This is a genomic window from Candidatus Neomarinimicrobiota bacterium (genome assembly GCA_012964825.1).
Taxonomy (GTDB): domain Bacteria; phylum Fidelibacterota; class Marinisomatia; order Marinisomatales; family S15-B10; genus UBA2125.
The window spans coordinates 17,471-29,307 of record DTTI01000084.1; the positions used below are offsets into that span (position 1 = coordinate 17,471).

The window sequence follows — 11,837 nt, forward strand, 5'->3', positions numbered from 1 at the left end:
CGAAAAACTAACCGGGAGGGCCTTGTGATTCAAAAAGGATTTCCACAGTTCGCAAAGCAGAAGAAAGGGAGCTTGTTTCGACATCAATCCCAGTCCGCTCACCATCATTGACAACGGTAAACGAAGCGTTGTTTTTTTTCAGCACACCGCAGTAGCGGTGGACAACATCAACAACGTTGCCATTGTTGTTCGAGCCTAACCAGAGTTTGGCACCACCCTGTCCAGCCTCCACGGACTCAACGGCGCACCCAGGGGAAGCGAGCCGAATTTTCTTTATATAAAGGAGATTTAACACAGGTTCTGGAAGAGGACCAAACCTGTCTAGGATTTCCTCGGCGGTGTCCTGTATCTCTGAGGTAGAATTCGCGCTTGCCAGTCGGCGATAAAAGTGAAGACGGTCTTCCTGTTGTTGAACATATTTTTCAGGTATTAAGGCGTCACCTTCCACAGACAATGAAAGTTGCGGTTGTGTTTTCTTTTGGGGTGTTTTTTTTTGTTTTTTTTCTTCCGCCACCTCTTTTACAATCTTGCAATAAAGATGGAACCCAACAGTTGCGAGGTGGCCACTCTGCTCTTTCCCAAAAAGGTTACCACCACCCCGAAGCTCTAGGTCTCGAAGAGCAATATCATATCCCGAGCCAAGAGCAGTGTTGTGTTGGATTGTTCTAAGACGCTCATGGGCTTCTGGACTTACATCGGCCCCCGGAATTAACAGGTAGCAGTAAGCCTGTTGAGAAGAGCGGCCCACACGCCCCCGCATTTGGTAAAGCTGGGAAAGACCGTACAGATGAGCGTTATTAATGAGAATTGTATTCACATTAGGCAGGTCGAGCCCCGCCCCAATAATTGTGGTGGAAACCAAGACGTCAACATCTCCCTGGTACATTCTTAGCATAACAGATTCAAGCTCGTCACTAAGCATTTTTCCGTGTGCAACCCCAATGTTTAGTTTGGGAAAAAGGCTTCTAATGCGGCGAGCAATCCGCCCAAGACCAGAAATGTTGTGTTGTACAAAGAAAACCTGTCCTCCGCGATCAATTTCATAGGCAATCGCATTTTTAATTTGATTTACATCAAAATTTTCTATGGACGTAATGACAGAAAGGCGCCCAGGGGGTGGTGTTCTGATTGTTGAAACATCACGAACCCCCATGAGAGAAAATTGTAAAGTGCGCGGAATGGGTGTTGCACTCATGCTTAAAACATCACAACCCGACTGGAGCACACGCAGCATTTCCTTGTGTTTGGCGCCAAAGCGATGCTCCTCATCGATGATAATTAGACCGAGGTGAGGAATTGAGACGTCTTTGGAAAGCAAACGGTGTGTTCCAATGACAACATCAACAGTTAACATTTTAAGCCCAAGCAGTGTTTTCTTTATATCTGTAGGCTTAGCAAAGCGAGAAAGGTGTCGAACCACAACACCAAAAGGTTCAAGCCGAGAAAAGAAGCTATTAAACAATTGATTAACTAAAATTGTGGTTGGAGCTAAAAGTGAGACCTGTTTGCCACTACAAACAGCCTTAAGGGCGGCTCGAATAGCAATTTCTGTTTTGCCGAAGCCCACGTCACCGCAAATAAGACGGTCCATGGGGGCATCTTTCTCCATGTCGAGACAAACATCTTTATAGCAGTTCATTTGATCAACAGTTTCAGTGTAGGGAAACGTTTCTCTAAGGCCGCGAAGGAACTCACCATCGGGTGAGAACGAAAACCCACGTGCCCCCTGCCTATCACTATATATTTGAATGAACTGATCTACGACCCTACCCACAGACGCTCTTGTGCTTTGTTTTGATCGCTGCCAATGGCTCGTACGAAGGTCAGTAAGTGCCGGCTTTTCTTCTGAACCAAGGTATTTGTGCACAACGTCAAGCCTTTCTAGCGGCACATGAACCAAGTCACCATGTTTAAACTTGAGAGCAACACACTCCGTTTTAACACCATTTTTTGTAATCTGAGAAAGACCCCTATAGAGGCCAATTCCAAGGCCTTCATGAACAACAGGTCCATTCCAAGGCAAGCCAACAAACCCGAGACTGGGCTCAGAAGAAACCTCTTTTTCCCGAAAAGGGGCGTCAGGTACCCTAGGGAGATCAATGAGCTGGTCTAATGAAACCCAGAAGAAGCCAAGAGGGGCCGACGCAAAAGAACCACTAAGAGGTAAGTGACAAAACGAAAAGAAATCCAAAACCCCAACTGTTAAGGCCCGGTCAACAAAGGTCTTGTGGAGGAAAACAAACTGTTCAACTATTTGACTTTCTTTGAATTGAGCAACTAGCGCCGTAAAAACCCTGGGGTTGTTTTTAAAACCTCGATGAGAGACACAACCCAAGTCCAACTCACGACCATCCTCATCCATGTAAACAGGCTGAAGATTAAAAATATCGGGGGAACCGGAGGGTTCAACAAAAAAACAGGTAACATTAACAGGGTTTTTGGTGAAGGGATCCTTCTCTTGTTGGGAGCCCATAACCAAAGGGGCCGAAAGGACGACGCCACTGACATCAACCTGCCGGAGCATTCTTTGTGTCGCGACATCAAAAAACCTTGCAGAGGAAAGCTTCTCCTCAGCAAACTCAACTCGAAGAGGCCCAGCAGCCCCAAAAGAGAAAAAGTCAACAATGGCGCCCCGAAGAGCGAACTGACCGGGGGCGCTAACAGCAGGGGCTTGTTTCATTTTCCAGCCCAACAGAAGAGAAACCAAAGCTTCGCGGCTTTTCAGAGAAGAGAGTTTAATACTGTCTTCAGGACCACCAAACAGACTAGACCAGACAAGGCGATACCGGTGCTGGGGCACAATAAGCAAAGGTGTCTCACCAGCAGCAAAAAGATTTAAAACGTGAAGATCTGCACCAGTAAGATGTTCTTCTTCCCCAGAACCAACAAAAGCCAACGCCAAACCAGGCGACAAGGCCGCCAGGGACTCATAAAGCTTCTTTTGAACAGAATAATCGTCAACCACAACAACACATTTTTTTGTTTTTGAACGAGCCAGAGCGATAAAAAGAAAAGGCAACAAGGAACCATGAACGTTGGTGTATGGAGTCCAAAACGAAGGCTTATCACCGCCAAGCTCGCAAAGCCGGCGGGTAATTGACCGCACAATCTTGTCAAGTGAAACCGTAGGCACCGTTTCACGTGAAACAGTCATTCTCGAGCGACCAAGAGGACCGCAAGCGCCGCAACGTCAGAGGGAGAGACACCTGAAATGCGTGAGGCCTGTCCTAACGTTTCAGGCCGAACAATATTGAGTTTCTCTCGGGCCTCGGAAGAAAGGGCATTGCACTCATTAAATTTAAAAGAAGCCGGGATGTGGGAAGACTCATTTTGAATTAACTTTTTAATCAGGGAGTCTTGACGACGAATGTAACCCTCATATTTAATTATTGTTTCCAACTCATCAAGGAGGTCTTCCTGTTGTTCTTTAGAGAAGCCACGCAAATCCAAAGAAAGGACCCCCTCATCAATTAACATCTTTAAGCTAACGGTAGGCCGCCGAAGAAGCCCAGCCAAAGAAACCTTCTCAGGGGCGGGAGTTTCTTTAATAGAAGAGAGAAAAGCATTGGTGTTATAAAGCTCGGGTCGAGAAGTTTGTATTGTTCTAGTACTGTTGTTTAGAAAACGTGATTTTTTACAAACCAAATTAAAGCTAGCACCATCTAAAAGCCCAAGGCGATAACCAGTCTCCGAAAGGCGAAGATCTGCGTTCGTATGCCGAAGCAACAACCGATATTCGGCACGAGCAGTAAACATGCGGTAGGGCTCCAAAGTATCCTTTGTAACAAGATCGTCAATCAACACCCCCAGATAAGCCTCATTGCGACGGAGAACCAACGGATCTTTTTCAAGAAAATACATAGCAGCATTAATCCCAGCAATCAAACCCTGGGCAGCAGCCTCTTCATAGCCAGAAGTACCATTAAGTTGACCAGCAAAGAAAAGTCCTTGAAGGTCTTTTGTTTCAAGAGAGGCTTTTAGCTGAGACGGCAGAAAAAAATCATATTCGATAGCATAGCCCGGCCTGTAAAAGGAGACGTTTTTTAAACCAGGGACCGTCCGGAGGGCCAGCAACTGTGCTTCCTCAGGAAGACTTGTTGAAAAGCCATTTGTATATATTTGGCTAGACCCCAACCATTCCGGCTCTAGGAACAGGTGGTGACTGTCCCGTTCTTTAAACCTTACAACCTTGTCTTCAATAGAGGGACAGTAGCGAGGACCAACACCCTTAATCTCGTTACAGTACATGGGAGAATCAGAAAGGTGATCCAAAATAATCTCGTGTGTCAGCTGGTTGGTCTGAGTTGTATGACAAGCTATGTTTGGTGGGTTGAAGCCACCCGTGCGAAAAGAAAAAGGTCTTGGGTTTTTATCTCCAGAGAACGGATGTACAGCGGCCCAATTTATTGAGGCCCTCCGAAGGCGTGGCGGCGTACCAGTTTTCAGCCTTCCGTGAGCAAAGCCGAGGGAAGCAAGAGACTCAGTAATGCCATCAGAGGCCTCCTCTCCCATTCTACCAGCACGAATTTTTCTCCTCCCCACATGAATGAGACCATTAAGGAACGTTCCACAGGTTAACACAAGGGAGCGACAACCAACCCGAATATCATCACCAACAGTAATACCAACCACCTCACCGTTTTTACAGAGAACCTTGCGCGCCTCTCCTTCTAGGGTGTGGAGATTTGGTTCTAATTGAACCACAGAAAGAACAAGCCGCTCATAAAGCTTTTTGTCTATTTGCGCCCGAGGAGACCATACAGCCTTACCTTTGGATTTGTTTAGCATTTTAAACTGAAGTCCAGCAGAATCAGCGAGAAGGCCCATTTGTCCGCCAAGTGCGTCAACCTCCCTCACAAGGTGTCCCTTTGCAAGGCCACCAATAGCAGGGTTACAAGACATTCGCCCCAACACAGAAAGATCCAAAGAAATAAGGGCGGTCTGCAGGCCCAAGCGGGCGGATGCGAGGGCCGCCTCAACACCAGCGTGACCACCACCAACGACCACCACGTCGTAATTTTTCTTTAGAAACATGGTTTCACGTGAAACATTATTTGCCTATACAAAAGTTTGAAAAAATATTATCGAGAATATCATCAACGGTTGTAATGCCCAAAATTTCATCAAGATGAAAAAGCGCCCCCCGGAGCTCAACGGCTAAGATTTCAGAGGATTCGTTGGAAGAGATAACATAGAGAGCACGCTCGAGAGACTCCGCCACCCCATCAAGGGCAAGCTTGTGCCGGGCATTTGTTAGAACCACCCCCCCAACAAGAGCTGAACGCTGAACAAACCTCTTGTAGATGGACCTTAGCAAATCATCGACCCCATCACCACACAGGGCTGACGTTATTGAAACATTGGGGAACATTGAAAGCCACTGTTCGGAAGGGCCATTGTTCAAGAGATCACATTTATTTAAAACATGAATGACGGGACGTTGGTTATCAGAGTTAATAATGTCCTTTTTTACAGCTGTTTTGGGTTGAGAAATGTCCACAACATTTAAAAGAAGATCGGCCTTATTTACATAATTTCGTGTGAAGTCCATTCCACGTCCCTCGACAGCACTGTTGGGCTTCCCGAGGCCGGCAGTGTCTACCAACCTGACAGGGAAGTTGTTGATTAGGAAAGGAACCTCAACAGCGTCTCGTGTTGTGCCCGGATTTTCCGAAACAATAGTTCTTTCCTCGGATAGGATCGCATTCAACAAACTTGACTTTCCAACATTTGGTTTCCCTACAAGTGCAACCAAAGCACCACGATGCAGAACCTTTCCTGTTGTATAGGTTGAGAGAACCTCTTTTGTTTGGGACAAAACAAGGGAAACAAGGGCAGCCTTGTCTTTTTGCGGTGTTGGTTTTATTTCATCGTCAGTGAAGTCGAGCTCAGCCTCTAAAATGGTGACAAGCCCAAAAAGAGAACTCTTAAGCTTTAACACAAGGTCTGAAAATCTACCAGTTAAAATTTTATAGTTAACCTCTTTGTCCATTGAGGATTCTGACATAATAACACCAGCAACAGCCTCAGCCTGACACAAGTCTATCTTGCCGTTCATAAAGGCACGCCTTGTAAACTCACCTGGGTGGGCAGGAACACAACCTAAAGAGAAACATGCGTCTAGTAGTTCGTTGGCAACAACAACACCACCATGACAAGAGAGCTCTAAAACGTCCTCACCCGTATAAGAATGTGGTGAAGGGAAAAAGGTGAGAACACCTGAATCAATTTCAAGACCCCGGGGAGAAAAGAGGGGCGTATATAGGGCGTATCTTGGCTTAAAAACTTCTTTTCTTTTCCTACTCAATTTTTGCGCGACCGAGAGAGAATTAGGACCACTGATTCGTACGACAGCTATTCCGCTAATACCAGCAGGTGTTGCGAGAGATGCAATTGTTGAGCTTAAACTGGAGGAGAGAGTACTAACCGAAGAAATCACGCCTTCTTTGTAGAAACATTTACCACCCCTGTGGGGTGGATCATATATTTTTGTTGAAGAATTGTCAAAACGTTAAAGAGCGTATAGTAAAGGTTAAGACCTGACGGAAATTGGTTGAAAAGAACAACAAAAAAGACAGACATAAACTGAGTCATCATCTTCTGTTGTGGGTTGGCCTGAGTGGTTGACATTTTTTGTTGTATAAACATGGAGACACCCATTAGAAGGGGCAATAGGCTAATCTGGTTTCCATAAAGTGGAAGAGAGAAAGGGAGGGGGATTAGGGCGTCAGGCTGAGAAAGATCATCTATCCAAAGAACAAACGGGGCGCCCCGAAGCTCAATTGTAGACCTAAAGACAATAAAAAGGGCGAACAAAAGGGGCATCTGAAGAAGCATAGGGAGACACCCACCAAGAGGGTTTGCGCCACGCTCTTTATACATTTTCATTGTTTCTTTATTAAGCCGCTGGGGGTCTCCCTGGTATTTGTCCTTGAGCTTCATAAGTTCAGGCTGAAGAAGTTGCATCTCTTTCATGGACTGATAACTTTTTTTGGTTAGGGGGTAGACCACAATTTTAACAAGCACTGAAAAAACGATAAGCACCACACCATAATTAGGAATGAAACCATAAAAAGCCGTTAAAAGAAACAGCACGCCCCGACCGATGCCACGTATGGGAGCAAGGCCAAAGCTCATAGTGTTCTCAAGCCCCACGTTAAGGGACTTTAAACTATTATACTGTAGAGGCCCGAGATAGACAATAGCAGCTGAGGGAGCAGCGGATGAGAAGCCAACAGACAGGTTGTATATGGGTGCTTTGCTGTTGCCATTGACAAGAGGGGTTGTTCTGGTTCTCCCACTTACTTCTCCGTAATTACTAATAGAGGTAGGGACGATAGCGACAGTAAAGTATTTTGACCTAATGGCGGCCCAATCCGTTCTGCCCGTTGAAGAGACAACATTTCCATCCTTGCCGTTGTGCTTGGTCACCTCCCGACCTTGGGAAAGATTGGCGGCGTAGAAAGATGCCTCATCGCTCTTGTTGGGCTCTGTGGATGGAAGGCCTCCATTCCAAACAAGTGTGAAGCGTTCTTGAGACATCATGTCGCGGCCAACACTTTGTAGGTCCATGGTTAAACCGATGGTATAACTATCAGGATTAAACGTGAGGGCCTTGTTTATAATCTTCCCATCTATTGTAGATGAAAACTCTAGAGACCTGCTTTCATCCATTGCAAAGACAGTGTCATTCTGAGCGTAAGGGTCAGATAATATCCAAGCGTTGTCAAGGATTACGTTTTCACCCGTGAAATCCTTGAATTTGATTAAAAGATTGTCCCTGTTGATTTCGGCCACAACAAGATTAACAAGAGAGGAATCATTTAACGTGTAGTTTTTTAACACAAAAGACACTAGGGAACCACCTCCCCGGGAGGAGACACCAGCCACATAGAGAGGAGTCTTCACATATACTATTGTTTCTTCAAAAGCTGTTTTTATCGGCCAGCCTGGGCTTGCAGTGACCACACCTCCGCGTAAAGCTTTCGGGGTTGACAAAGCCGATTTTTCTGGAGATGTATTATTAGGAGCTGCCGCCTCTTCCTGTGGGGGTGGTGGAGCAAGACCAATCATTTCATAGTAATAGGGCATAGCCATCAGGATGAGGGCGATAAACAGGAAGGCAAAAATGGTTTTCTTGTCCATCAGTCTGGGACGGGATCCTCTCCATGAGTGCCCCATGGGTGACAGTTGGAAATTCTTATGAGCGTCAATATCATGGCCTTACCTGGAGAGTGCTTTTGAAACGCTTCCAGTGCGTAGTTAGAGCAGGACAAGGAGAAGCGACAGGTGGAGGGAAAAAGTGGAGAAAAGACAAACTGATATGCTTGAATTAGAAACCGGGCCAAAAGTGATAAAACAATCGAGGGTAATCGGACAGCCCAACGAGAGCAAGAGCAGAGGGCTAACCGAAACCGTTTTAGGGAGGTCGGCATAAGACTATCGTGTTGAAAATTAAAAAGTGTGGTTAGGCCGAGATCTTCTTTCTCCCCTTACTTCGTCTGCGACGAAGAATGCGTTTTCCACCAGGAGAGGAAGAACGGGAACGGAAACCGTGCTTCTTTTTCCGCTTCCGGTTACTCGGTTGATAAGTCCTTTTCATGATACACCATTTTAAAGACGTGGAAATTAACTATTATAGAAAACCTCAGCAACCACTCCTTCAAGTTTACTGCCTGTGTACTGATTATACCAAAAAACAATTTTTCCGCTTGATATCAGAGGAGAGAAAGGGATAAATTTAAACCCTCCCACAGTGTGGATAAGTTGTGGATAAAACTATTTTAACAGCATCAGATTTATGGACAAATTTGTCAGGAGAAGTCCAATCTTCTATTAGTAAACAAACTTATGCAACATGGTTTGAACCGATTAGAGCGGTTAGCTTAGACGAAAACAGCTTGACACTAGAAGTCCCTAGCAAGTTTTATTATGAATGGATCGATCGTCATTATCGAAGGATGCTATTGTCAAAACTCAAAACTGCAACAGGAAAAGATCTAAAAGTCCGTTATAGTGTCGTTGTGAGTGAACCTGGCAACGGTGAGTTTCCAACAGAGCCAGACACCCTTGTTGAACAAAGAGGTTCGGGTCAGAACTATGATAGTGGCAGCAGGCTGAACAAACGCTACACTTTTGATAGTTTTGTGGAAGGATCAAACAACCAGCTGGCCAAAGCGGCCGCTGTTTCAGTTGCAGACTCGCCAGGACAGACATCATTTAATCCACTGGTTGTTTACGGTGGCGTTGGTTTAGGAAAGACACACCTTCTTCAAGCCATTGGGAACAAGGTCTTGCAGCGGTTGCCGAGGCCACGAGTTCATTATACCACTAGCGAAAAGTTCACTCTTGATTTTATTACAGCTATTCAAAACAACAACAGCGCCCCGTTTACGGAGAGACACAGAAAAGTAGATGTTCTACTGGTGGACGACATTCAGTTCTTGCAGAAAAAGGAGCAAACCCAAGAACAATTTTTTCACACTTTTAATGATCTTTACCAAAGAGGAAAGCAAGTGGTTTTAACAACAGACCGTCACCCGAGTGAGCTATATGGACTAAAGGACAGGTTGCTTTCCCGTTTTAAATCAGGGTTGATTGTTGATGTTCAAGCACCAAATCTTGAAACACGCATCGCAATCCTTCAGAAAAAAGCAGAAGATGACAGTTTAGAAATTCCCTACGAAATCATAGAGTTTATCGCCACTAATATCCGCACCAACATCCGGGAGATGGAAGGGGCCCTCATCAAACTATTAGCATATTCATCGCTGTCACATTCGGACATTACCATGTCTCTGGCCAAGCGGGCTCTTCGTGAAACATTGGGCCGCCCCGGGACTAAAACAGTATCCATTGAAGACGTGATACAAAGTGTTAGCGAAGCCATGGATGTACCTGAGAAAAAACTTGTAGGGCGAGGCAGGAAAATGGATGTGGCCAGAGCTAGGCAGGTGGCCATGTACCTGTCCCGGGAAATTGTGGGCACTTCTCTGGAAAACATAGGGATGCACTTTGGTGGGCGCGATCACTCCACTGTTATACATGCTTGCCGGGCGGTGAAGGGCAAGATGAAAGAAAAGGCAGATTTTTGTCGCAGGGTTGACGGAATTCGCTCACAGCTCGAATTCTAATCTATAGTTTCAACATCTTTATTTTTTCGTGCAATTGGACTAAATTTGTACGCTTTTTGTACTCATGTTCTTAACGAAGCGACAGAAAGAAATTTTCGACTACCTGAGAGGATATATCTCAAGGCATGGCTATGCACCCACCTTTGATGAAATTGCTTCAAGTTTCGGGTTTACATCAAAAGGCACCGTCTATAAGCACATTCGGGCGCTAAAAGAGAAGGGGGCCATTCGTCACGAGTGGAACAGAACTCGTTCCATTGAACTCCATCCAGCCGATTCCTCCTTCAACACCCTTGAAGTGTTAGGAATGGTAGCTGCCGGAAAACCGATTGATGCCATTTCAAACCCGGAGGTCATTGAGGTTCCCGCATCATTTCTCCGGCGCGGCAAACACTATGTTCTAAAAGTGTCAGGCGATTCCATGATAGAAGAACATATTCAAGATGGCGACTTTGTCATTGTACAAGAAAAAATTGAAGCTCAAAATGGTCAGACTATTGTGGCGTTAATTGACGATCAGGAGGCAACCATAAAAAAACTTTATCTCCGCAATGATGAGATAGAATTAAGACCAGCAAACAGAACATTAGATCCTGTGATATACTCAGTGGACAGGGTGAGAATACAGGGCGTGGTGGTTGGTGTTATGCGGAAATACAACGGAGAGTTGTTATGATTGAAGTTGGTGAAACAGTAGACGATTTGACATTGTTAGACCATAACGGCGAGCATAGAAGTCTGGAGACCTCCAGGAAAAAGGTGATTTTTTGTTTCCCCAAAGCAAGCACTCCAGGATGAACGATTGAAGCGACTGAGTTTCAGTCGATATTGAAAAGGTTTGAAAGGAGAAATGTTGATGTTTATGGTCTGTCCGCTGACCCGCCCAAGGCTCTGAAGAAATTTGTGGTTAAATGTGGTCTCACCTACCCGCTTCTAAGCAATGAAAACCACATGATGCTAGACAAGTTGGGTGTGTGGGGAGCCAAGAAAATGTACGGGAAGCAATATGAAGGTGTCATGCGGGGTACCATCGTTCTAGATGAAAACAATGTAGTTATTCACACATTCCCAAAAGCCTCGCCAAAAGGTCACGCTGAGGAAGTAGCTAAGACTCTTGCAGTATAATTGATGAAACTGATTACAGAAGAGAGTCAGCTTCTTGTGATTGATGTGCAGGAGAAGATATTTGCTGTCATGCAAGAACAGGAACAGACCAAGAAAAATATCTGTCGGCTTATTAAAGGTATCAGAGTTTTGGGTATTCCCATCAATTGGACCGAACAGTACCCGGCCGGGTTGGGCCCCACAATGAGCGAGGTAGCTGCGGCCCTGAACAGCACGGAAAGAATGGAAAAGATAACATTCAGTTGCTTGGGTGATAATATTGTATCGGAAAAGATAAAATCTTATGAGAAGAGACAGATTTTGGTCTGCGGAATTGAGACACATGTCTGTGTTTATCAGACCGTACAGGATCTGCTGATAGAAGGTTACGAGGTGCATGTCGTCACTGACGCTGTCATGTCACGACACGAGTCGAACCACAATCTCGGCCTTCAAAAAATGGGAGCCCTGGGGGCTAATATGACCTCGGTAGAAATGGCTTTATTCGAACTACAGCAGGTAGCCAGCGGTGACAACTTCAAGGCTATTGCGAGCATTATAAAATAAACTTTACCTTCCCTTTTTATTTTGACATAAAAG

10 protein-coding genes are annotated in these 11,837 nt (G+C 45.3%); 4 read left to right on the forward strand and 6 right to left on the reverse strand.

The window, feature by feature from the left end; translation table 11 throughout:
* Positions 1-7 precede the first annotated feature (7 nt).
* Genes EYO21_09150 through EYO21_09175 form a run of 6 tightly spaced genes read right to left on the reverse strand, consistent with a single transcriptional unit; the run spans position 8 to position 8,602 of the window.
* Positions 8-3,154 (reverse strand): DEAD/DEAH box helicase, encoded by a 3,147-nt coding sequence (locus EYO21_09150; GenBank protein ID HIB03970.1) that lies wholly within the window; start codon positions 3,152-3,154, stop codon positions 8-10.
* The gene (gene mnmG, locus EYO21_09155) at positions 3,151-5,034 is read right to left on the reverse strand and encodes a tRNA uridine-5-carboxymethylaminomethyl(34) synthesis enzyme MnmG (protein ID HIB03971.1); all 1,884 of its coding nucleotides are present in this window, start codon (positions 5,032-5,034) and stop codon (positions 3,151-3,153) included. The genes EYO21_09150 and mnmG overlap by 4 nt, the downstream gene beginning before the upstream one ends.
* A 16-nt stretch (positions 5,035-5,050) precedes the next feature.
* A complete protein-coding gene (gene mnmE / locus EYO21_09160; protein ID HIB03972.1) occupies positions 5,051-6,487 on the reverse strand; it encodes a tRNA uridine-5-carboxymethylaminomethyl(34) synthesis GTPase MnmE in 1,437 nt (478 codons plus the stop codon).
* Positions 6,436-8,181, reverse strand: a complete 1,746-nt coding sequence (gene yidC / locus EYO21_09165) for a membrane protein insertase YidC (protein HIB03973.1) — start codon at positions 8,179-8,181, stop codon at positions 6,436-6,438. The genes mnmE and yidC overlap by 52 nt, the downstream gene beginning before the upstream one ends.
* On the reverse strand, positions 8,145-8,435 hold the full coding sequence (gene yidD / locus EYO21_09170; protein ID HIB03974.1) for a membrane protein insertion efficiency factor YidD: 291 nt from the start codon (positions 8,433-8,435) through the stop codon (positions 8,145-8,147). The genes yidC and yidD overlap by 37 nt, the downstream gene beginning before the upstream one ends.
* 32 nt (positions 8,436-8,467) lie before the next feature.
* Positions 8,468-8,602, reverse strand: a complete 135-nt coding sequence (locus tag EYO21_09175) for a 50S ribosomal protein L34 (protein HIB03975.1) — start codon at positions 8,600-8,602, stop codon at positions 8,468-8,470.
* Between the two features lie 166 nt (positions 8,603-8,768).
* On the opposite strand from EYO21_09175, the gene dnaA reads away from it, so the two are divergent.
* The 4 genes from dnaA (at position 8,769) to EYO21_09195 (ending at position 11,804) form a co-directional block, all read left to right on the forward strand.
* On the forward strand, positions 8,769-10,133 hold the full coding sequence (gene dnaA, locus EYO21_09180) for a chromosomal replication initiator protein DnaA (protein HIB03976.1): 1,365 nt from the start codon (positions 8,769-8,771) through the stop codon (positions 10,131-10,133).
* A 64-nt stretch (positions 10,134-10,197) separates the two neighbouring features.
* On the forward strand, positions 10,198-10,809 hold the full coding sequence (lexA, locus tag EYO21_09185) for a transcriptional repressor LexA (protein HIB03977.1): 612 nt from the start codon (positions 10,198-10,200) through the stop codon (positions 10,807-10,809).
* 125 nt (positions 10,810-10,934) lie between these two features.
* Entirely contained in the window at positions 10,935-11,258 is a 324-nt protein-coding gene (locus EYO21_09190; GenBank protein ID HIB03978.1) for a redoxin domain-containing protein, read from the forward strand.
* A gap of 3 nt (positions 11,259-11,261) precedes the next feature.
* Positions 11,262-11,804, forward strand: coding sequence for a hydrolase (locus EYO21_09195; protein HIB03979.1), 543 nt, complete (start codon positions 11,262-11,264; stop codon positions 11,802-11,804).
* Positions 11,805-11,837 lie beyond the last annotated feature (33 nt).

Excerpts from the sequence above, each read along its gene's own strand:
- EYO21_09175 (HIB03975.1), bottom strand. The coding sequence starts at position 8,602 with ATGAAAAGGACTTATCAACCGAGTAACCGGAAGCGGAAAAAGAAGCAC.
- EYO21_09195 (HIB03979.1), top strand. The coding sequence starts at position 11,262 with ATGAAACTGATTACAGAAGAGAGTCAGCTTCTTGTGATTGATGTGCAG.
- EYO21_09150 (HIB03970.1), bottom strand. The coding sequence starts at position 3,154 with ATGACTGTTTCACGTGAAACGGTGCCTACGGTTTCACTTGACAAGATT.
- lexA (HIB03977.1), top strand. The coding sequence starts at position 10,198 with ATGTTCTTAACGAAGCGACAGAAAGAAATTTTCGACTACCTGAGAGGA.
- yidC (HIB03973.1), bottom strand. The coding sequence starts at position 8,181 with ATGGGGCACTCATGGAGAGGATCCCGTCCCAGACTGATGGACAAGAAA.
- yidD (HIB03974.1), bottom strand. The coding sequence starts at position 8,435 with ATGCCGACCTCCCTAAAACGGTTTCGGTTAGCCCTCTGCTCTTGCTCT.
- mnmG (HIB03971.1), bottom strand. The coding sequence starts at position 5,034 with ATGTTTCTAAAGAAAAATTACGACGTGGTGGTCGTTGGTGGTGGTCAC.